General features: G+C 37.5%; 22 protein-coding genes, 1 tRNA gene and 1 pseudogene. 13 read left to right on the plus strand and 11 right to left on the minus strand.

The genetic code is table 11. The features are described from left to right. The 5 genes from JM83_RS12155 (at nt 1) to JM83_RS12175 (ending at nt 6,092) form a co-directional block, all read left to right on the plus strand. Nucleotides 1-1,077, plus strand: coding sequence for an LptF/LptG family permease (locus JM83_RS12155; protein ID WP_144962424.1), 1,077 nt, complete (start codon nt 1-3; stop codon nt 1,075-1,077). Next, nucleotides 1,064-1,975, plus strand: coding sequence for a DMT family transporter (locus JM83_RS12160; RefSeq protein ID WP_144962425.1), 912 nt, complete (start codon nt 1,064-1,066; stop codon nt 1,973-1,975). The genes JM83_RS12155 and JM83_RS12160 overlap by 14 nt, the downstream gene beginning before the upstream one ends. A gap of 59 nt (nt 1,976-2,034) precedes the next feature. Next, nucleotides 2,035-2,988, plus strand: a complete 954-nt coding sequence (locus JM83_RS12165; RefSeq protein ID WP_144962426.1) for an acetyl-CoA carboxylase carboxyltransferase subunit alpha — start codon at nt 2,035-2,037, stop codon at nt 2,986-2,988. 166 nt (nt 2,989-3,154) lie between these two features. After that, the gene (dnaB, locus tag JM83_RS12170; protein ID WP_144962427.1) at nt 3,155-4,714 is read left to right on the plus strand and encodes a replicative DNA helicase; all 1,560 of its coding nucleotides are present in this window, start codon (nt 3,155-3,157) and stop codon (nt 4,712-4,714) included. A gap of 118 nt (nt 4,715-4,832) precedes the next feature. Next, nucleotides 4,833-6,092 carry an asparagine synthetase B gene (locus JM83_RS12175; RefSeq protein ID WP_261376455.1) on the plus strand — a complete coding sequence of 420 codons (1,260 nt, stop codon included), beginning with the start codon at nt 4,833-4,835 and terminating at the stop codon, nt 6,090-6,092. 371 nt (nt 6,093-6,463) lie between these two features. Here the strand turns inward: JM83_RS12175 and JM83_RS12180 are convergent, their stop codons facing one another. Then, nucleotides 6,464-7,486 carry a M28 family metallopeptidase gene (locus JM83_RS12180; protein WP_144962428.1) on the minus strand — a complete coding sequence of 341 codons (1,023 nt, stop codon included), beginning with the start codon at nt 7,484-7,486 and terminating at the stop codon, nt 6,464-6,466. Nucleotides 7,487-7,747: 261 nt separating this feature from the next. On the opposite strand from JM83_RS12180, the gene JM83_RS12185 reads away from it, so the two are divergent. The 4 genes and pseudogenes from JM83_RS12185 to JM83_RS19480 form a co-directional block, all read left to right on the plus strand. After that, a tRNA-Ser gene (locus JM83_RS12185) sits at nt 7,748-7,832 on the plus strand. Between the two features lie 239 nt (nt 7,833-8,071). After that, the gene (locus tag JM83_RS12190; protein WP_261376456.1) at nt 8,072-8,860 is read left to right on the plus strand and encodes a phage integrase SAM-like domain and Arm DNA-binding domain-containing protein; all 789 of its coding nucleotides are present in this window, start codon (nt 8,072-8,074) and stop codon (nt 8,858-8,860) included. 23 nt (nt 8,861-8,883) lie between these two features. Continuing rightward, on the plus strand, nt 8,884-10,434 hold the full coding sequence (locus JM83_RS12195; protein ID WP_222430213.1) for an IS1634 family transposase: 1,551 nt from the start codon (nt 8,884-8,886) through the stop codon (nt 10,432-10,434). Nucleotides 10,435-10,452: 18 nt separating this feature from the next. Beyond that, a pseudogene (locus JM83_RS19480) lies at nt 10,453-10,979 on the plus strand (site-specific integrase); the annotation flags it as partial. A 3-nt stretch (nt 10,980-10,982) separates the two neighbouring features. Here JM83_RS19480 and JM83_RS12205 read toward each other — a convergent pair. Further along, the gene (locus JM83_RS12205; RefSeq protein ID WP_144962430.1) at nt 10,983-11,192 is read right to left on the minus strand and encodes a hypothetical protein; all 210 of its coding nucleotides are present in this window, start codon (nt 11,190-11,192) and stop codon (nt 10,983-10,985) included. Between the two features lie 100 nt (nt 11,193-11,292). Between JM83_RS12205 and JM83_RS12210 the strand changes: the two genes are divergently transcribed. Continuing rightward, a protein-coding gene (locus JM83_RS12210) for an IS630 family transposase (protein ID WP_144958303.1) occupies nt 11,293-12,428 on the plus strand; the annotation gives its coding sequence in 2 pieces (ribosomal slippage) (nt 11,293-11,722 and nt 11,722-12,428; 1,137 coding nt in all). Here JM83_RS12210 and JM83_RS12215 read toward each other — a convergent pair. The 8 genes from JM83_RS12215 to JM83_RS12245 all read right to left on the minus strand — a co-directional run bounded on the left by JM83_RS12215 (nt 12,425) and on the right by JM83_RS12245 (nt 18,045). Further along, nucleotides 12,425-12,853, minus strand: a complete 429-nt coding sequence (locus JM83_RS12215) for a hypothetical protein (RefSeq protein WP_144962431.1) — start codon at nt 12,851-12,853, stop codon at nt 12,425-12,427. The two genes, JM83_RS12210 and JM83_RS12215, sit on opposite strands and share 4 nt — an antisense overlap. After that, complete coding sequence (locus JM83_RS12220) at nt 12,853-13,269, minus strand: BfmA/BtgA family mobilization protein (protein ID WP_144962432.1); 417 nt, start codon at nt 13,267-13,269, stop codon at nt 12,853-12,855. Before JM83_RS12220 ends, JM83_RS12215 begins: the two co-directional genes overlap by 1 nt. A 902-nt stretch (nt 13,270-14,171) precedes the next feature. Further along, nucleotides 14,172-14,333: a hypothetical protein gene (locus JM83_RS19170; protein ID WP_186434993.1), complete on the minus strand. Its 162-nt coding sequence runs from the start codon at nt 14,331-14,333 to the stop codon at nt 14,172-14,174. A 2-nt stretch (nt 14,334-14,335) separates the two neighbouring features. Next, nucleotides 14,336-15,058, minus strand: a complete 723-nt coding sequence (locus JM83_RS12225) for a DUF1524 domain-containing protein (protein ID WP_144962433.1) — start codon at nt 15,056-15,058, stop codon at nt 14,336-14,338. A gap of 177 nt (nt 15,059-15,235) precedes the next feature. Further along, nucleotides 15,236-16,003 (minus strand): IS5 family transposase, encoded by a 768-nt coding sequence (locus JM83_RS12230; RefSeq protein WP_144959460.1) that lies wholly within the window; start codon nt 16,001-16,003, stop codon nt 15,236-15,238. A 49-nt stretch (nt 16,004-16,052) separates the two neighbouring features. Beyond that, complete coding sequence (locus JM83_RS12235; RefSeq protein ID WP_144960954.1) at nt 16,053-16,415, minus strand: hypothetical protein; 363 nt, start codon at nt 16,413-16,415, stop codon at nt 16,053-16,055. A 50-nt stretch (nt 16,416-16,465) separates the two neighbouring features. Further along, nucleotides 16,466-17,257: a nucleotidyl transferase AbiEii/AbiGii toxin family protein gene (locus JM83_RS12240; protein WP_144960956.1), complete on the minus strand. Its 792-nt coding sequence runs from the start codon at nt 17,255-17,257 to the stop codon at nt 16,466-16,468. Beyond that, complete coding sequence (locus JM83_RS12245; RefSeq protein ID WP_144960958.1) at nt 17,254-18,045, minus strand: type IV toxin-antitoxin system AbiEi family antitoxin; 792 nt, start codon at nt 18,043-18,045, stop codon at nt 17,254-17,256. Before JM83_RS12245 ends, JM83_RS12240 begins: the two co-directional genes overlap by 4 nt. A 116-nt stretch (nt 18,046-18,161) precedes the next feature. On the opposite strand from JM83_RS12245, the gene JM83_RS12250 reads away from it, so the two are divergent. Together JM83_RS12250 and JM83_RS12255 are read left to right on the plus strand one after the other, a co-directional pair. Continuing rightward, entirely contained in the window at nt 18,162-18,488 is a 327-nt protein-coding gene (locus JM83_RS12250) for a phosphotyrosine protein phosphatase (protein WP_144960960.1), read from the plus strand. A gap of 609 nt (nt 18,489-19,097) precedes the next feature. Further along, on the plus strand, nt 19,098-19,865 hold the full coding sequence (locus JM83_RS12255; protein WP_144960962.1) for an IS5 family transposase: 768 nt from the start codon (nt 19,098-19,100) through the stop codon (nt 19,863-19,865). Between the two features lie 199 nt (nt 19,866-20,064). Here the strand turns inward: JM83_RS12255 and JM83_RS12260 are convergent, their stop codons facing one another. Continuing rightward, entirely contained in the window at nt 20,065-20,889 is an 825-nt protein-coding gene (locus JM83_RS12260; protein WP_144962434.1) for an IS982 family transposase, read from the minus strand. A 249-nt stretch (nt 20,890-21,138) separates the two neighbouring features. On the opposite strand from JM83_RS12260, the gene JM83_RS12265 reads away from it, so the two are divergent. Then, nucleotides 21,139-22,050, plus strand: coding sequence for an IS982 family transposase (locus tag JM83_RS12265; protein ID WP_144962435.1), 912 nt, complete (start codon nt 21,139-21,141; stop codon nt 22,048-22,050). The last annotated feature ends 183 nt before the right edge of the window (nt 22,051-22,233 follow it).

Genomic DNA, 22,233 nt, shown 5'->3' on the forward strand with positions numbered 1-22,233 from the left:
TTGAAGATATTAGATTGGTACATACTTAAACGTTATTTAGGAACTTTCATCCTGATGCTTTTGTTGTTTATACCTATTGGGATTACTGTGAATCTTGCTGAAAAGATCGATAAGATCTTGGAAAATGAGGTTCCTTTTATAGAAGTTGCCGCCTATTATTTGGATTTTACGATCTATTTTGCAAACCTGCTATTTCCTTTATTCTTATTTCTATCGGTGATTTGGTTTACCTCTAAACTTGCCAATAATACAGAGATCATCGCTTTTTTGAGCAGTGGTGTTTCTTTCTGGCGTTTTTTAAGACCTTATTTAATAGGTGCGACCATAGTTTGTATAGGTGCCTTGGTATTAAGTATGTATTTGGCCCCAAACGCAAGTAAAGGTTTTAATGAATTTAAATACCAGTACCTCAAAAAAGGGACAGAGATCAAGGAAACGAGTGACGTATATAGACAGATAAATGACGATGAATATATCTACGCGAGTAACTTTCAGCCGAAATCGAAATCTGCCAGGAATTTCACCTTAGAGCATTTTGAAGGAAATAAAATGACATTCAAATTAAGCGCTTCCAGATTGCAGTACAACGAAGCAGATAGCACCTACACCTTAAGCAATTTCGATAAGAGGATTATAGGGGAAGAAGGGGATCAAATTTTTCATGAGCAGACCCTAGACACCATCTTGCCTTTTGAATTTGATGAATTAACTCCTGTTACTTATATAGCAGAAACCCTTAATTATAATGAGCTTAATGATTTTATTGAACAGGAGGGCAGGAGAGGTTCTGGAAATATGAATAGGTATCTGGTTGTGGCTTATAAAAGGTGGAGCTTACCCGTTTCAGCATTTATACTTACTATTATTGCCGTTGCTGTTTCTTCAATTAAAAGAAGAGGGGGAATGGGAGTAAGTCTGGCCTTAGGAATATCCCTAGCCTTTATTTTTATTTTCTTCGATAAGGTTTTTGGAACTTTGGCAGAACAATCTACTTTTTCACCATTGATCGCAGTTTGGTTTCCCAATGTGACCTTTGGAATTTTGGCTATTTATCTCTTGTTCAATGCCAAGCGATAAACTCAAAAGCTACCTCCATTTTCATCTAATAGTTTTTATTTGGGGATTTACTGCGGTTTTAGGGGCATTAATATCCCTAGATGCAGTTCCTTTGGTTTGGTACCGAATGTTGCTGGCAAGTGGTTTTATTTTTTTGTACATCAAATGGAAAAAGCGAAATCTCAAGGTTTCAAAACGAAAATTATTGGTATTAATAATCGCAGGCATAGTGATCGCCTTGCATTGGCTAACTTTTTTTGGTGCCATAAAAGTATCCAATGTATCAATTACTTTAGCGCTACTTTCCACAGGTGCTTTTTTTACTTCGATCCTTGAGCCCATTTTTTATAAACGCAAGTTTGTGGGTTATGAAATTCTGTTTGGGATATTCGTGATCGTAGGTTTATATATTATATTTCAGGTAGAAACAGAATATATTCTGGGGATTATCTTGGGCTTAACTTCAGCTTTCTTATCGGCTGTTTTTACTTTGATGAACGGGAAATTGATAAAGGATACGGCTCCTTCCGTGATCTCATTTTATGAATTGTTAACCGGAGTGGCCGCTATAAGTATTTATTTAGCTTTCATGTCCTTCAATAGTGGTGGAGATAAAGGGTTTAATCTTGCATTTTTTACGGTTTCTTCTGAAGATTGGTTGTATTTAATGGTTCTCGCATCTATTTGTACCGCTTATGCCTTTATTGCGGCAGTTGCGGTGATGAAACATTTAAGTCCGTACACGATCATGCTCACAATTAACTTGGAGCCTATCTACGGAATATTTTTGGCATTTTTAGTTTTTGGCAGTAAAGAGCAAATGAACCCACAATTCTATTATGGAGCCTTACTAATTCTTTCTACCGTGATCCTAAATGGGTATCTTAAAACAAAACGAAAAATTAATAAGATATCTTAGGAATTCTTCCTTTTAAAGTTTGTTATATTTGTAGGCTAATTAAAATAGAATAACTTAATATGGAATATTTGGATTTTGAATTACCCATTAAAGAGTTAGAGGAACAATACCAGAAAGCTTGTAATATAGGAGCAGAAAGTGATGTAGATGTTACTGCCACTTGTAAACAAATTGAAAAGAAACTAATAGAGACCAAAAAAGGCATCTATAAAAATCTTACGGCTTGGCAACGCGTTCAACTTTCAAGACACCCCAACAGACCCTATACCCTGGATTATATAAAAGCCATTTGTGGTGATACTTTTTTGGAACTTCATGGGGACAGAAATGTTAAGGACGATAAAGCCATGATTGGTGGTCTAGGTAAAATTGGTGACCAGAGTTTTATGTTTGTTGGTCAACAAAAAGGCTTTAATACCAAAACAAGACAATATCGCAATTTTGGAATGGCAAATCCTGAAGGGTATCGTAAAGCATTGCGCTTGATGAAATCTGCAGAGAAATTTGGAGTTCCAGTTGTAACCTTTGTAGATACTCCAGGGGCATATCCAGGATTGGAAGCAGAAGAAAGAGGGCAAGGGGAAGCAATTGCTAGGAATATATTGGAAATGACCCGCTTAAAAGTGCCAATTATTGTGGTAATTATAGGAGAAGGTGCTAGTGGTGGTGCATTGGGAATTGGAGTGGGAGATAAGGTACTCATGTTGGAAAACACTTGGTACTCTGTAATTTCTCCAGAATCATGTTCTTCTATATTATGGAGAAGTTGGGAGTATAAAGAGATAGCCGCAGATGCACTGAAGCTTACTGCTAAAGACATGAAAAAGCAAAAGCTGATAGATGAAATTGTAAAGGAACCATTAGGAGGAGCCCATACCAATAGGGAAGAAACTTTTAATACGGTAAAAGAATCAATTTTAACTGCTTTCGGGGAATTTCAAAACTTATCACCAAAAGATCTGGTTAATAAAAGAATGGATAAATATTCAAATATGGGTGTCTTTAAAGATTAGTTCTTTCTTAGTCACTCTTTCAAAAAATCCGGGGCGTCAGCTTCGGATTTTTTTGGCCTTATCAACAAAAATATCAAGTTATAAACAGGTAAAATGTTCATTACCTGTGTACTAAGTTGTCCTTCTTTAATTATGGATATCTTAACAATTTATTTACATTCGTAATATGGAAAAAGTCACAATCCCCCAAAATCTAAAATATGGACAAGGCAATGTAATAAACCTTGAGAAAGGTAAAATACCCCCACAAGCTGTTGATTTAGAGGAAGTTGTGCTTGGGGCCATGATGATCGACAAGAAAGGGGTAGATGAAATTATCGATATCCTACATGCTGATGTATTTTATAAAACGGCTCATAAGCACATCTATGAAGCCATCTATAAACTCTTCGAAAACACCGAGGCGATTGACTTATTAACCGTTTCCAATCAGTTGCGAAAGGATGGAAAATTGGATAAAGTGGGAGGAGAGTATTACTTGATTCAACTTACTCAAAAAGTATCTTCTTCGGCGCATATAGAATTCCATGCAAGGATCATTCTCCAAAAATATATTCAGCGAAGCTTGATTAAAATTTCAAATGAAATTATTGAGCAGTCTTACGACGAAAGTACCGATGTTTTTGATCTTTTGGATACGGCAGAGTCTAAATTATATGAAGTTACTCAGGGAAATATCAAGAGATCTTCAGAGACTGCACACAGTTTGGTGATTCAAGCAAAAAACAGGATTCAGGAAATTTCCAATAAAGAAGGCTTAAGCGGTGTACCGTCTGGCTTTGATAAACTGGATAAACTTACTTCTGGTTGGCAGCCAAGTGATTTAATTATTATTGCTGCTCGTCCGGGTATGGGTAAAACAGCCTTAACACTTTCCATGGCTCGAAATATTGCTGTGGGGCATAACCTTCCGGTAGCGTTCTTCTCCTTGGAGATGTCTGCGGTTCAATTGATAACCCGTTTAATTTCTTCTGAAACAGGATTGTCTTCAGAAAAATTAAGAACAGGAAATTTAGAGACCCATGAATGGGAGCAATTAAACGTAAAAGTAAAAGATCTTGAAAAAGCACCACTTTTCATTGACGATACTCCTTCTTTATCCATTTTTGACCTTAGGGCAAAGGCAAGAAGACTAGCTTCCCAACATGGTATAAAAATGATCATGATAGATTACTTGCAATTAATGACCGCTGGAAGTTCTGTAAAAGGAGGAAATAGGGAACAAGAAATATCCACTATTTCGAGAAACTTAAAAGCCTTGGCTAAAGAATTAGCAATCCCGGTAATTGCACTGTCACAACTTTCCCGTGCTGTGGAAACCCGTGGAGGAAGCAAAAGGCCATTATTGAGTGATTTAAGGGAATCTGGGGCGATAGAACAAGATGCCGATATTGTTTCCTTTATTTATAGACCAGAATATTACAAAATTGATGAATGGGATGATGAGGAACGTTCTCCAACAGCCGGACAGGGAGAATTTATTGTTGCCAAACACCGTAATGGTGGATTGGAAAGTATTCGTTTGAAATTTGTTGGACATCTTGGTAAATTTGATAACTTAGATGACTTTGACTCGCCATTTGGTGAATTTCACTCTAAAATGAATGATGGTGGAAATGACGATCCTTTTGGAGGAAAAAAGTTGCCCAGCCCTACGGCAGATGAAGCCTTTGGAAGTTCGATGAATGATGATTTAAATGAAGATGACAACGACGTGCCATTTTAAAAGAAAATTACATGACTACATTAAAGTAGTTGCCAAATCTTATATTAAACCAAAACCTACATGTTGTGTTGATAGTGTATTCTATTCCAACCAATATAGTTGCCAATTACCTTCCAGTATGAAAAATTTATTTTTTATACTGGTTTTTTTTATTACATCTTTTCAAATGCAAGCTTCCTGGATTTTGATTCCTATGGATGCTGAAACCCAAGAGAATCACTTAAAAGCATATGGAATCACCTATTTTGCCCTTCAAAACAATTTGAATGTACAGTGGTTGCTTAACTATAGGGGTGGTTCTTTTCTTATTTCAGATACAGAAACTCTAAAGAGGGAATGTAAAATTCGAGGTGTTTCTTTTGAAGTTTTAAGTGATTCAAGATCTGAATCTATATTGGAAGAAATTCAAAGCCCTTCCAGAAATATGGAAGCAGTTATTTTAGAAAAAGCTCCAAAAATAGCGGTTTATGCACCAACAGGGAATAAACCTTGGGACGATGCGGTAACGATGGTGTTGACTTACGCTGAAATTCCTTACGAAACTATTTACGATGAAGAGGTGTTGGGAGATGCCCTTATTTTATATGATTGGCTTCATTTACACCATGAAGATTTTACAGGACAATATGGAAAGTTTTATAGAAATTATAGAACTACTCCTTGGTATATAAAGGAAAAAGCAGATGCCGAAGCATTAGCCAATAAATTAGGGTACACGAAGGTTTCCGAAGAAAAACTGGCTGTTGCACTAAAGATCAAGGATTATGTGATTGGTGGAGGCTTTATGTTTGCCATGTGCAGTGCTACCGATAGTTTTGATATTGCCCTTGCAGCTGAAGGTGTGGATATAGCTGAACCTATGTTCGATGGAGATCCCAGCGAGCCTGGTTATCAGTCCAAGATCGATTATATGAATACTTTTGCTTTTACCGATTTTACTTTAGAGAGAAACCCGATGGTTTACGAGTTTTCCTCTATTGATATGACCGATAAAAGGCAAATAGCCATGAATACAGATTATTTTACTTTAATGGAGTTCTCTGCCAAATGGGATCCTATTCCAACCATGTTAAATCAGAACCATACCATGTTGGTTAAGGGTTTCATGGGACAAACCACGGCATTTAATAGAAGTACTATAAAATCCAATATTTTGGTTCTCGCTGAAAATAAATTAAATGAAGAAGCAAGATATATTCACGGAATTAAAGGTCGTGGTTTCTTTACTTTTTATGGAGGGCACGATCCAGAGGATTACCAGCATAGGGTAGGGGATCCCAAAACCGAACTGGAATTGCATCCCACTTCACCAGGTTATAGATTGATATTAAATAATGTGTTATTCCCAGCGGCCAAGAAAAAGAAACAGAAAACCTAGTTACACCCTCTTATTTGTCCTTCCAACGAAGGCGGAATCCCTTTTTTACAGGAAAATAGCTTCTATTCTTCAATCTGCGTCATTACTTTCAGAATGACATTCTCATTTTTCTCATACAATCCAAACCCATTGGGAGTTTTAGTATCTCAGTATATATTCTAGGATCACCTCGATTTACTAGGCTCAGTATGGCCTCTCAACTATGCTTAAGGTGAGGTAATAGTTATAATCAAAATATAAAAAACAAAAAAATCCTGAAAGATTATCTTCAGGATTTTTTAATCCCTCATCGAGGGCTTAATTTCCCGAGGCCTGCCCGTAATGTTCAGCCGGGCTTGCCCCGAGGTTCTTGATCAATAGTTTGGAAAGAATTACTTAGACGAAGTTTTTGCTCCTTTGTCTACTACAGGACGTTCTGCCCTATTGGCAATTTCCCATGCTGTCAAGAAAACCAAACGAGCCCGTTTTTCTAAAAGATCGTAATTTATTTTATCTGGAGTATCTGTCATTTTATGATAGTCGGCATGAACACCGTTAAAATAGAAGATAACTGGAATATCGTTTTTAGCGAAGTTATAGTGATCACTTCTGTAATAAAAACGGTTTGGGTCATTCTCATCATTATAAGTATAATCCAAGTCTAGTTTTGTGTACTTGGCATTTACTGCTTCACTTAACTTATGTAGATCTGTACTCAATTTATCGCTTCCTATAAGATACACATAGTTGTCCTTTTTTTTATGCACATCATCTGTTCTACCTATCATATCTATATTTAGGTTAGCAACAGTTTGAGAAAGAGCAAAAACGGGATTATCTGTATAATATTTAGAACCAATTAAGCCTTTTTCTTCTCCGGTTACATTCAAGAATAAAATAGAACGTTTAGGAGTGTATCCATCTTTTCTGGCGTTGGCAAAAGCTTCTGCGATTTCTAGGATTGCAACGGTACCGGACCCGTCGTCATCTGCTCCATTATAAATATTCCCTTTATCATCCATACCAAGGTGATCGTAATGAGAGGAAATCACTAAAATTTCATTTGGTTTTTCACTTCCTGCAATATATGCTAATACATTTTCAGAATCTTTCACATCTCCTCTAAACATGGAAGAAGGTACTTCCTGATAGTAATCGTCCCCACCTAAAGGGGATTGAACATTTAATAATTTATATTCTTTCTTTAAATATTCTGCTGCTTTCTTTTGGCCTGGCTCACCGGTTTCACGACCTTCAAAATCGTCGCTTGCAAAGATATAGAGATGTTCTTTTAATTCTTTAGAGGTAATGCTGTTAGCATACTCCATAGGATCTGCATTCTCTACCATTTTAGGTTGTTGTGCACCACATCCTAGTAAGGCCAATGCTATTGCACCAAAAAGTATATTTTTCATAAAGGTTTATTAATTAAAAATAAATTGCAAGATAAGGGAAATGTGAATATTTAGAAGATTTACATTTATAAATAAATACTAATACTTGAAGGATGGAGAATAATAGAGCTAATATGCTTATAGTCCTGAGAGTAAGGTCGATTCCCAGACAGATTTCATTCAAAATAAAAAATATAGAAAAAAGGAATAAATAGTTCATTATTTTAAAAAAAGCTCATTATATTTGCACCCGCAATCAAGGAATACTTGATGAGGCGCACTGGAGAATTGGCAGAGTGGTCGAATGCGGCAGTCTTGAAAACTGTTGAGGGTTACACCTCCGGGGGTTCGAATCCCTCATTCTCCGCGAAAAGTCCTACAAAAGGCACCAAAAACCCTGTAAATCATTGATTTACAGGGTTTTTAATTTTATATGATTTCATTTAATATCATATAATATCATCCTAAAAGGGGCTAATTCGGTGTCACTAAAATTCTCTTTCCAACTGACACCGAATTGCAGTTAAGTCGTTGATAAATAGATACTTAAAATCAAAACGATTTAAATAAAATTTACTAAATTGAAGAGAATTTAAAATCTATTCGGTGTCACATTCTCTTTCTCTTCTGTTTTACATTAAAAAAAGCAAAGCCGATGAGCACGGCAAAGCCAATATATACCTACGTCTAACCCTTGATGGTAAAAGGGCTGAATGCAGTATTCATAGAAAATTACGGATCAATCAATGGGACTCCAGAACTCAACGTGCTTTAGGCAATTTCCCACAAGCTCAAGAAATCAACCGAGAGACTAGCGTTATTAGAAACAGAATCTATTCCATTCAGCAACATTATCAGAGACAGGAAATAGATTATACGGCTTATGATCTGCGCGATATGTATTTAGGCAAGGACAAAACTAAAAAAATGCTTCTGGAAATCTTTCAAGAACATAATGACAAAGTTGATAGTCTTGTGGGTAAGGATTTCGCTGCCGGAACTGCAGAACGGTATCGTACGTGCAAAAAACACGTAGCAGCCTTCGTTAAGTCGAAATACAAGAAAAACGATATTCCGGTGCAGGAAGTTGATCATAAGTTCATCACTGGGCTTGAATACTATCTAAAAACCACACGCAAGTGTGCACACAACTCCGCAATCAAATACATCACAAATTTTAAAAAGATCATCCGGATTGCTCACGCAAATGATTGGATAGATAAAGACCCATTCTTGCATTGGAAGGCAAAACTCAAAATCGTAGAGCGTGAATTTCTGACAGAAGAAGAAATTCAAAAAGTTATAGAACTTGATTTAGAAATGGAACGCCTAGATCAGGTGCGCGATATTTTCCTGTCTTCCGCACTTTTTAAAAATCAGCTTGGGATGCATTGATTTTACTGGAATGAATTTTGAAAATGGGTGTTGCAAGCCTATTTTTGAGGATGTTTTTAAGAAAATTAAAGAATCGTTCTGGTAGTATATCGGTACAAATTATTTCCAAAGAAAGAGGGAAATACAAGGTTGTTAAGTCTATTGGCAGCAGTAGCAATGAGCAGGAGATCCAAAAACTTGTTTTTCTGGGAAAGCAGGAAATAGAAAGACTGGAGGCTCAGGGAAAATTGTTTGTTTCAGAAAATGACATTGTTGTTGAGCAGTTATTTGAAGCTTTGGGCAATGCCAGTATTAAAACCGCGGGCCCGGAAATTATTTTTGGAAAAATATATGACGGCATCGGTTTTAATGAGATCAATGAAGATCTGTTTCGCCATTTGGTGATTGCCAGATTGGCCTTTCCTTTGAGCAAATTAAAGACTATTGAATACCTGTACCGGTTTCAAGGTGTAAGGCTGGATATAGATGCTGTATATCGTTTCCTGGACAAGCTCAATGACCGTTTAAAAACACAGGTTGAGCAGATTTCTTTTGCACATACTTTAAAAGTTCTTGGAGGTAAGATCAGTATTGTCTTCTATGATATGACCACACTTTATTTTGAGGCCAGCGATGAGGATGATCTTAGAAAAGCAGGCTTCAGTAAGGATGGGAAGCATCAGAACCCCCAGATCTTTCTTGGTTTGTTGGTGGGGCTTGGAGGCTATGCTATTAGCTATGATATTTTCGAAGGCAATATTTATGAAGGGCATACTTTGATTCCATTCATAGAAAAAACAACAGCAAAATTTAATTTGGAAAAACCTGTGATTGTTGCCGATGCTGGCTTATTGTCAAATTCCAACATCTTGGCCCTTGAAGAAAAAGGTTACCAATATATCATTGGGGCAAGGTTAAAAAACGAACCAGAAAAAATAAAGAAACAGATACTGGCAAAAAAGCTTATCGATGGCCAGATGATCAAAATACCAAAGGCTGAAAAAACCCGTCTGATTGTTACCTATGCCAACAATCGAGCGGCAAAAGATGAGCACAACCGAAAAAGAGGATTGCAGCGCCTGGAAAAGCGGATAAAGTCTGGAAAGCTCACCAAATCCAACATCAACAATAAGGGTTACAATAAATATTTAAAAATGCAGGGGGATGTGACCATTGAAATTGATTATGAAAAATTCTGGAAAGACAACGCCTGGGATGGATTGAAAGGCTATGTAACCAATACAGAACTATCAGATAAACTCGTAGTCGAAAATTACAAAAATTTATGGCATATTGAAAAGGCCTTCAGAATGTCAAAGACCGATTTACGAATACGGCCCATTTACCACAGATTACGTCACCGGATCGAAGCCCATATCTGCATCTCATTTACGGCTTACAGTATCTATAAGGAATTGGAAAGGTTGCTGCACACAGAAAACTCTACTATATCACTAAGAAAAGCAGCAGAACTCACACATAATATATATCAAATAACTTATACCCTTCCTGATTCTAAACACACTAAATCAAAGCTCCTGAAAATGGATGATCAGCAGGCAGAATTATATCAAATCATCGAGAAAAATTTCTAGGGTGTTGCAACGCTGAAGACAGGAGAAGAAATTCAAAAAGTTATAGAACTTGATTTAGAAATGGAACGCCTAGATCAGGTGCGCGATATTTTTATTTTTTGTTGTTTCACTGGCCTCGCCTATGCTGATGTTAAGAAATTAAATCGAGGCGATATAAGTACTGGCACTGATGGCGAAGAATGGATTAAAACAAAACGCTCTAAAACCGACACTCGGAGTAATATCCCAATTTTGCCAATAGCTAAAACCATCATTGAGAAATACGAAAATAACGAGCTTTTGAAAGAAAAAGACTCCTTAGTAATCAAAAAATGAATGCATATATTAAAGAAATCGCCACGCTTGCAGGCATCAGCAAAAATCTGACCTTCCATTTGGCACGACATACTTTTGCTACCACTGTCACACTGACCAACGGAGTTCCCATAGAATCTGTAAGCAAAATGCTGGGACATACCAATCTTAAAACGACTCAGCACTATGCAAAGATTCTGGATATGAAAGTAAGCAAGGATATGGCAATTCTACGATCAAAATTTAAATAAGCGTTAAAGGGGGATCCCGTAGTTTTTGTCTCTGTTATCATATCTTCGCAGATTATCGAGATGGCCAGAAATTGGACTGGTGGATTCCTCTTTTATTTTAAAACCTTTCTCGACATAATTTTTAGCACTCTCTTTCCAGTTTATTATTTTAAGTCCCCTGCTAAGTGTCCAATTTTTAGCCTGATAATATGCATAGAACTTTTTTCCTTCCACAGCTGGCCAGTTATTTTCTTTAAAAAAATTTAAAACAACTAGTGTTAAGTTAATTATGATATGACGGTTATTATTTATATCTTGGCCTTAAAATAAGCCAATGATACACTACACCATCAAGTTGAGCCAAACGGAAGTTGAAGAGCTTAACGGAATTATTAGTAAAGGACGTCATACCTCTCAGGCCTTTCGCACCGCCTACATTTTGTTAAACTGCGATAAAGGGGAATTTTCCGATGATACCACGATAAAGAATGCGGAGATTACCAAAGTTCTCAAAATAGGTGAACGAACGATAGGCCGGGTAAAGAAGAAGTTCATTGAAGAAGGATTTGAAAGTGTTTTGGAACGACGTGTTTCAAGCCAGAATTACACAAAAAAGGTAGATGGGGATATTGAGGCTAAATTGGTTAAACTCTGTTGCAGTGAGCCCCCAGAAGGATTTTCGAAATGGTCATTGAGACTTTTGGCGGACAGGATGGTGGAATTGGAATATATCGATTACATATCGCACGTCACAGTGGGCCAGGTATTAAAAAAAACGAACTTAAGCCTTGGAAAGTAAAAGGCTGGGTCATTCCCCCAGAGCAGAGCAGTGAATTTGTAGCTAATATGGAATATGTGCTAGACGTATACAAAATGCCATACGATGAAGACTTTCCGGTTGTTTGCATGGACGAATCGCCCAAGCAGTTAATCCAAGAGGTAGCCTCAACGCCCATCAAGCCGGGACAGGAGGCCAGGATGGACTATGAGTACATCAGACATGGTATGGTAAATATTTTTATGGCCAATGAACCCTTGAAGGGTAAAAGGCTGGTTGAAATTACCCAGCGTAAAACAAAAACAGACTGGGCTAAATTTATCAAGAGAATAGCTGATGAGGTGTACCCACAGGCTAAAAAGATAAAACTGGTGATGGACAATTTCAAAACGCATGATGCATCGGCCTTTTATGAAACATTTGAACCGCAGGAAGCCAAAAGGCTCCGGGACAGGTTTGAATTTGTTTACACACCTAAGCACGGGAGCTGGCTGAACATGGCAGAAATAGAATTGCATGTACTCAATGGCCAATGCTTAAACCGTCATATTGCCAGCGAGAAGGAAATAAAATCAGAAGTGGATGCGTGGCAAAATCACAGAAACAACAAAACCTCAAAAATCAATTGGCAGTTTACAAATGACCAGGCACGTATAAAACTCAAAAGACTCTACCCGTCAATTACAACTTAACATAACACTAGTTCATTTTTTGGCCTTGCCAGTTTATTTAAGTTTTCTATTGTTTTATGTTTATAAGAAGGTACCAAATTTTGGCCTGGTGCTGGGATGCTGTTGGCCAATTTTTGACTATCTGAGCTAAAAAAAATGGACATCTGAACTTTTGAACCTCGAGCCGGATGATACGACGGATAGTATTGCAAATAGCTCCAATCATTCAGTTCTTTAAGATAATTGTGATAGGTTGTTTTTGATTTGATCTTTGCTTTTTCCATAACCCACTCCCTGTTTATAGTTATTGTCTTTTTGAAATATTCTCGATTCCATTTCTGAAAGAATGCCAGATACAACGTAATATGCCCCTGTTTAATCCTGTCATCATTATTGAAACGTTCAAATACGGCGTTAAGTTGAATTATATAATTAACCTTCTCCATTAGTCATTCATATTGGTGTTCAAATATTTTTTTTCACGAATGTGCACTTCCTTCTTTTCTTCTATATGTTTCTTTTCCAAAAGCAATTTCTTATTGGGTGGTTCTGTAGCTTGAAAAAGAGCTTGCATCATAGCTATGGTTGGTTTAGTTTGTGACTTTTCAATGTCTTTCATGATTGCGATCATTCCATTCATTCGCTTTTTGATCAGAATAGAAATCCTGTGTTCCAAAGTTTCCATCCGAGGTCCCAAAGTTTCCACTGGTGAAATTCCGTTTTCATCAAAAAAATCAATCATTAATAGTAATGTCATCGATTGGGATTTCGATAATAATTTACTAATTTTTCTAAATTTCATCGCGACAGATTTTTTGATTTTTAAAGTCTCAAATTCTTCTTTTTCATATCCTTTATCCATGGTTTTTAGTAAATTAATTGCCTGTTTACAGGGGTTAACAAATGTTTTTAGTAAAAAGCGGCATTTATGCTCAAAATTTTATAAAATAGAAAACCACGGAAACACCTATAAACACTAGGTTTGCAACAAATCGAATAACCGTAACATCGCTTCAGCGTGTTACCCTCTTGCTATTCGATTCCTTCATTTCATTTCAGGATCTTCATACTTTTCAACCAAGGCAGAAAAGCTATTTTAGGTACTTTTTAACACCATTATTTTTTAGTAATAAAGTGAAGTTAATTATTTATAAGTAACTGACAATCATTTAAATAAGCTAATTTCTATAATCATTTTGGATGGTTTATTTTAATGTAATTTGATATACTTTTTCTTTCTAAATCACATACTTATTATATCTTGAGCGTTTTCCTTTTCATTTGATATTGAATTCTATTTTATCATATAATTACCGATTTTATATGTAGCACAATGATACAGATTAGGGCTCATTTCAATCTTGTTCACTTACTTCCCATAGCGCCATCGCCGTTACCTTTTCGGTAACCAAAACTAAAATTATGAGCGAGTAAGAACTTATAAAAGTGAGCCTGTCCTGAGCGCAGTCGAATGGGCGAGCGAACGGTTATGCAGTTCGTCTCGGTCAGAATTTTAAACTTTGTGTAGAAAAGGTTATGGTAATCTTTTTGCAAGGCGAACGCGGTCGCTTTTTCTGCGACTGGGTTTAAGACATTGTAGTGAACCGCTTTTCTCGGAATAAAGCTTTGCGCGAAATGCAGAGGAATGGGGTGGAATGGGTTGTGATTACTATACCAATTTGACATTATGAGCCGATTAGGAATGCTATTCGGCTCAATTTTTGGGGTATTTTGAGGTGATTAGGTTATTTTTTTGTGAAATTTTTAATTAAGCTGTTCTTCAAATGCTTGTTCTACTAATTCGATAATATTATCTAATTCTGAAGCGTGACGTAAATTGACTTCTACATTACCGTTACCCCATCTACCTAAACCACTAATATCTCTACACAAGTTTTTAGGATCTTTGATATTCTCAAAATCCATATTTAAGGATAGACGTAATTTTGATTTTTGAGTACTACATCAACAAAGTTAGTTTGTGCCTTAAATGCTATGTATAGCTTCTTAAATTCAACTTTTGCTGTTGCATCAATATTAAATACTCTTTTCTCAAACAAGCGATATAAGTCTAACATTTCATTTTGTAAATACTCGTATTGTTCTATGGTATATTGAACTGTATCTCTTGTGCTTTCAGGTGCTTTGTACATTTCTAAAATATCAGCATCTATATAAGGTGATGGCCATACTTTTAATGCTCTTTGACCTAATTCTACTGCTCTATTATTGATTGCTTGTTCGTTCCAAATATCAGCTACTCTAACCGATTTATTTAGGAATAAAGGACTGTCATTAAAACCTCCTTCAATGGTCCTTTTATTGGTAAATGGCCTATCAGATAGTTCTGAATTATAAGCTGTTAATGAGAGATTGCCTAACGTATGTAAATACTTTTCTTTTACCAGTTTCCAATTCTCTCCTAATTCTTGTTGCCATTCAAGAGGTGTTTTTGGGTTTTGAGGTATAATGTGTTCTATGGTGTAGTTTTCTGAATTCACTAATTCCTTTCGCTTGAAATTCTCTAAGGATTCTAAAAGGTAGTTTCTTGATCTGAAATTATACACATCTTTTAATTGAATTTCTCTTGTAAATTCCGCATCATCTGGAAATCTTCTATATCCATCCATTAAAATAAATGCTGCCTTCACAGATTCTGCATAGGTTTCACTTTTAATATTCTTATAAAGTGTTGCAAATGTTTTGTTTAAACTGTTGGTAGGAATACCGCAAATGGCACGTCTAAAAACGTAGTTTTTAGTAAGGTGTAATATCTCTACAAATTCATCAAATGTTATTAGAGCATGTTTAAAAACGATTCACAAGAATCATTCGATTCTATTGAGGATAATCTGACAATTCTGCCACAATACCCAATATTCCTGACTTTCCGGTGTTTTTTCATAATCCTTGTCCAGTCGCCTGAAGAAATTGAAGATCCCGAAGGTCCTTTCGGTGACCCATCTCCACTTTACCGGGACAAAGCCTTTCGAGGATGGCGGGCATGACGAGATCTCCACTTCCAGCCCTATTACCGTCCTCTCGACCCACTCCATGAACACCTTCTTGTAGGCATGGTCGGCCAGTATCTTTTCCATCCGGTCCAGATAGCCCAACAGGGGCTCCACCACCCTCTCGGCCACCGCCCCGTCGGCCTGGTTCGCCGCGCCTACCACAACGCCCCATACCAGGCCGAGGGTATCGGTGATCGCGTGCCGTTTCCGTCCGTTTATCTTCTTGTTCCCGTCGATGCCCTTCGACTCCGAGGTCATCGGCCCCGCCTTGACGGACTGGCTGTCGATCGACAGCATACTGGGTGTTGCCCCCTTTCCCTGCCGCTTCCTCTCCATCATGTTCAGCCCTGCGTTCAGCCTTGAAAGGGTGCCGTCCCGGCCCCACTTCCTGAAATGGTAGTAGACGCTCTCCCATTTGGGAAAGCATTCCGGTAGGTTCCGCCATTGGCAGCCGGTGCGCAATATCCAAAGGATGGCGTCGGCAATGTCGCGCAACTTATAGTGGCCCTTGATTTTAACGGGAAGGAATTTTTTCATAATTTCCCACTGTTGGGCAGTCGATCGGGTGTATCTCGATTTCATAAACTCTGTTTTATTTGTGAACTACAAAGTTTATACTGCCCAACTTTTTTTACAAACTTTCACCCAAATTTGTTTTTAAACATGCTCTTAGCTCATTGTTGTAATCGCCATAAACTGCTAATAAGAATGGGTATGAAGTATCCATTCGTAATTTGGTAATTTCTTTGTATACAGATTTTAGGGTTTTATCTTCTTCTTTCTGTAAAGCAATCGCGACATAGTATTGAGAATATTCGTAAAGGCTTTTTACAATATTTTCTGTTCCTAATTTATCTTTATGGTTATTAAAATAGAGTTTAAAGGTATCATATACCTCTCCAATTTGAGTTTGCTCATCCCAACCTGAATTAAGTATTGCAGGCGTAATGAATTTCGCTTTTATATCAGATTCGGAAAAGTCTTTTTTATTCATCAAATTTTATTTTTTCAAGAATTTTCAAATTCCTATATACTTTTCATTTTTTAAATTTTCGCAATTACTTTATTCTTTAGCCATTCAAAAGCTTTTTCTTGATTATATGCTATTCCCGTTCTCAATAAAGCCTCCATATCTCCGGTGAAATTTGGGTCTTGCTCTTTTTCTTCAATATTTAGTAGAAACTCTTTTTGACTTGGCGGTCTATTTCCTGTTGAAAATGTTGTGTACTCTTTAAAGCATTTAATGATCTGCTCTATATTCAATTCCATTTTCAACCTTGAGTAATCCAAATCGAACAAATCCCTGCCTTTACTGCGTTGGTATAATGCTCGTAATTTTGTGCCCAGTAATTCATTGATATTATAAGTTCGGATATTGGCTTTCCCTTCAAACCAATCACTCTTTATTTCAAAAGGAAACTCTACCCAAGGCAACACGTTAAAATGCTCTTTACAGTTGATTTCCAATTTTAAGCGCAATCTAATTTCTTCATATTCAGAATTGAAACGATATAGTGCTTTTGCTCCGTGTCCTTTAACTTGTGTTTTTCTTGGTTCCTCAAAAAATGTGATTACTTCATTAAGACGTTGCATTATTGGTTTTATAGGACCTGGTTTTATTTGGACCAAATCTATATCTTCAGAATATCTTGGCGCTGGATTCAAATACAATTTGTGAAGGGCGGTATCGCCTCTAAAGGCTAAGTTTTCATTTAAGAATTCATCTGAAAAAATTTCTACCAATGCACGACTAATGACAAGGTCTTGTTCTACTTGATAAAACTGTTTCCAAGGTGCTTGTTCTTGCCATTTCGCTATATAAGGCTTCGGAATCATAAATCGCTCTCTATTTTTATATTCACATCCACTTTCCAATTATTATGAATGGCTCCAGGTCTCTCTTTTGATTTTGGACTCAATAACACCGGATAGTATTTTGATGTCTTTAAGTACTCTTTTATGGGATCGTACAAATTCGATTCAACTTGTAGTTCGTCTTCTAGCAAAAAACCCAAACGTTGTAAGGTGCTTTTGTGAGGATACCAACTAAGTAAGTCTTCTATATCTTGAACGTTTATTTCTTCTGACAGTTCTTCGAGAATGGCTAACATTCTATTGATACCTCCCAACTTGCTTTGATGATGGATTAAATCTACAGCTGTTAACGCTGGACTTGAAATTTTAAAAATACCTGCATCCGATTTTTTCTCTAAAATGTTTTTTGTTGGCCATTTTGAAGTTGTAAAAAAATGAATATCTATCGATGATTTTTTAATATTAGGGAATGACTTATCTGTCATTACATATTCCCGTTGCACTTGTTGATGTCCTGCGCCGTGAAACTTTGCAGCAGAATAAAAGCCTAAGTAATAATTACTATCCAAATAATCAAAAAGCTTATGTGCAAATAACTGCACAGGTAGCTGTTCTTGTTTGGAATATCTTGGTGGAATGATTAAATAAAACCCTTTTCTTAAGTTTACAATTTCCTTTTTGGCTACCAAACGTGAAAGCTCTTGCTTTAAAGCAGTATCAGTTTTATGACACTTTTTTACAAGTTCATCCCAAGAAAACGAGTATTCCTCAAAGGATTGTAGTTGCTTTATATAGTCTGAAATATCCACTTAAAAGTAAATTTTCGAGAAAGATACCATTTTACGGTAATTATCTCGTTATTCTACTATAAAAATTTTTAATTTTGCCAAAGGATTTCCATAAAGGCTATTAGTATCAATTTTATATGAAAACGCTCTTCATCTGTTCCGCAAACAAACAACGCTCAAAAACGGCTGAAGACTATTTGGCTTCAAAATATCCAGGGCACGAATTTCTAAGTGCAGGCACTAATATTAAAATTTGTAGAAAAGAAGGAACAACTGAACTGACTGAGGATTTATTAAAATGGGCCGACAAGGTCTATGTTATGGAAAAGAAACATTTAGACCAAATTAAGAAGCATACAGGCTCAAAGTATTACTCAAAAATTAAGGTGTTAGATATTCCAGATATCTACAAATACTATGATGCTGATTTGATCACGATTTTGGAAGAGAAGGTGTCTTTCTAAAACTACCTTTATAGTGGTAAAAAACTCCTAAAAAGCATCATATATACCATTATAATGGTTTTTTAACTTTCGTCCGATTTGAGATTGTTCAACTACATACCTTAGTAAACTTTCGAGAAAAACACTAAAAATTGGTACTTTACTCGAAAATTTACTAAAACTCGCTCTTAATAATTTTATTTGAACTCATTTATGTGGGTTTGTATACCTAACTCGCATAAATATCCCAAAACTCACAAATTTTTGTTAAAAAGGGGCTAATTCGGTGTCACTAATTTTAGAGGGTCGTTTTAAGTCCTGTAAAACCTCAAAAAATAAAAATTTGGATAGTTCCTCATTCTCCGCTGAAAAGCCCCGTAACACTAGTGTTTACGGGGCTTTGTTTTTAGGGGTGTTGAATTAGGTGTTGTTTATGAGGTTTTTAAATTATTTACTTTTAGAATTTTAAAGGTCGAAAGTGATTTATTGGAAATTTTTTATTGAAACTTAAATGCGGTGTTTTTATTATTGGATATATAATTAGAGCATGTTTAAAAACAAATTTGGGTGAAAGTTTGTAAAAAAAGTTGGGCAGTATAAACTTTGTAGTTCACAAATAAAACAGAGTTTATGAAATCGAGATACACCCGATCGACTGCCCAACAGTGGGAAATTATGAAAAAATTCCTTCCCGTTAAAATCAAGGGCCACTATAAGTTGCGCGACATTGCCGACGCCATCCTTTGGATATTTCGCACCGGCTGCCAATGGCGGAACCTACCGGAATGCTTTCCCAAATGGGAGAGTGTCTACTACCATTTCAGGAAGTGGGGCCGGGACGGCACCCTTTCAAGGCTGAACGCAGGGCTGAACATGATGGAGAGGAAGCGGCAGGGAAAGGGGGCAACGCCCAGTATGCTGTCGATCGACAGCCAGTCCGTCAAGGCGGGGCCGATGACCTCGGAGTCGAAGGGCATCGACGGGAACAAGAAGATAAAAGGACGGAAACGGCACGCGATCACCGATACCCTCGGCCTGGTATGGGGCGTTGTGGTAGGCGCGGCGAACCAGGCCGACGGGGCGGTGGCCGAGAGGGTGGTGGAGCCCCTGTTGGGCTATCTGGACCGGATGGAAAAGATACTGGCCGACCATGCCTACAAGAAGGTGTTCATGGAGTGGGTCGAGAGGACGGTAATAGGGCTGGAAGTGGAGATCTCGTCATGCCCGCCATCCTCGAAAGGCTTTGTCCCGGTAAAGTGGAGATGGGTCACCGAAAGGACCTTCGGGATCTTCAATTTCTTCAGGCGACTGGACAAGGATTATGAAAAAACACCGGAAAGTCAGGAATATTGGGTATTGTGGCAGAATTGTCAGATTATCCTCAATAGAATCGAATGATTCTTGTGAATCGTTTTTAAACATGCTCTTAATCATATAGCAATACACTCCTTTTTCCAACTAATATTTTTTGAATCATAATACTATGGAGAAATGTAACAATTTTCTACGTTATTTATTAGATGATAGCTTAGAAATTTTTGTTGGAAAATTTCACTTTTAATCTTATTAATTTTATTTAATTAACTCGAGTTTCCTATTATAATACTGTTTTTTCAAACTGAAATGCCATCACGAACAGGATAAGTTTGATGATGAACCCGTCCGCCGTCACCGCGTTTATATGTCTTGGCATCAACGCACAGATCTGGCTTATCGAGGTCTCTATCCTTTTTCTCATGTGTTCCTTTATAAAGGCCACCGCCTGGATGTCCTTCCGTTTTGAATTGGATTTCCTGCTGATTGCCAGGTCTACCTGTTCGACCTCCCTTAACATATCCTCGATCTCATAGTTGGGGTATGCGCTGTCCCCGTACAACGAGCTTTCGGGCGGCAGGTCGTGGTACATCCTTTTGAGGATCTGCGAGTCGTGCTCGGCACCTTGGACCAGGTACATCTCCACGGGGATACCCTCGGCGGTGGTCACCAACTTTATCTTGACGCCGTGGAAATGTTCCCGTTTGGAGGCGTTGCAGCCTCTGTACTCCTCCTCCCTGAAGAGCTTGCAACGGCTTATCCGAATATTGTGGCATGCCTTCACGGGAAAGGAATCGATGATGTATCTCATCTCGCAGCACATGTACTTGAATATCCTGCCTATGCGCAAAAGGATGAACATCAGGATTTCCTTCAACTTGTGCAGGCGTTTGGTGAAACCGCTCTTTTTCAGCACATGGTCGAAAACATGGCCGTCCATATAGTCGAGCGACATCGTCTGGTTGCCGCGGAAATAGAGGGCCGATACCAATGCGGTGGCAATGACCTGGCCGTCGGTGAATTTCCTGTTGTTGTGTTCGCTGTGGTTCATTCCTTTCAATAGGTCGTCGACCAAACAATAAATTGCTATAACTTTCTCCTGGAGCATTTTGAGATGTTTTTAAAGTTCACACCTTAAAATTACCAAACTCATTGTGCTCCTCCTTTTTAGGAAACTCGGGTTAAATATTTAACTCCATTCGGCTCATTAGAAAATGCTGCAAGAATTACAATTGACCTATTAACCTGAGTTCGATGTAAGAATATCAATTATTACTGTGTTTTTTGGGCAATAGAAAAGCGGAAATCTAGTATATTCAAGTATCTAAAAACCAAATATTCAACTAAAATTCCCGCCATGATTTCTAATGATAAAGTTACTGGAATTTTCTTTGACATCGATGAGGTCTGTAAGGTTTTTGAACCTGCTTTTACACAAAAACTTCTGGAGGACGGAAAAAAACGCAGAAAAATGACCTTCACGATGTCGATGGGCGAGATCCTCACCATTACGGTCATCTTTCAACTCAGCGGACACAGGACCTTCAAACACTTTTATCTTTTTTACGTTCAAAAGCATATGAAAGCCGAATTTCCTGATACTGTTTCCTATAATCGTTTTACTGAATTGATGCAGGCCAATATGCTACCACTTGTTCTATTTATGAAGACCTGTTGCCTGGGAGAGTGCACGGGGATCTCCTTTATCGATTCCACCCCCGTTAGGGTCTGCAAGAACAAGCGCATTGGTTCACACAAAGTCTTTGAGGGGATAGCAACCACCGCAAAGTCCACAGTTGGCTGGTTCCACGGTTTCAAGCTCCATATCATTGTGAACGATAAGGGGGAAATCCTGAATTTCGTTATCACCCAGGGAAATATGGACGACAGGGAACCTCTTAAAGAAGGGAACATATTGAAGGAGGTATTTGGAAGCCTATATGCAGATAAAGGATATATATCAAAGAATCTTACAGCGATGCTGTTTGATGACGGGCTGCACCTGGTCACCGGGATACGCAATAATATGAAAAACGTACTGATGACAATGAGGGACAAGATATTGCTGGGAAAACGTTCGGTAATAGGGACGATAAACGATCAGCTCAAGAATATTTGCCATGCCGAGCATTCAAGGCACAGAAGCTTTGGGAATTTTATAACCAATCTGGTGGCCAGCCTGATCGCCTACTCCTTCCAAGAGAAAAAACCAGGAATAAAGTTTGAAGAACAACCTCATGTGGGTAGTCAACTTGCATTATTCTGCTAAGTCCTTAGGTCGAACTCAGGTTATTAGAGAAAGGGATTACTGTTGTGATTATGTTAGAATATTCAAAATCTGGATTAGGATTTATATTAATTGGTTCGTTTTTAAAAGAATAACTTGGATATGTATCTACGGCACAAACTACAGATATTTTATGCGGATATTCAAAACATAAATAGTCTAATT

It is taken from the genome of Gillisia sp. Hel_I_86 (assembly GCF_007827275.1).
In the GTDB taxonomy this organism is placed as follows: domain Bacteria; phylum Bacteroidota; class Bacteroidia; order Flavobacteriales; family Flavobacteriaceae; genus Gillisia.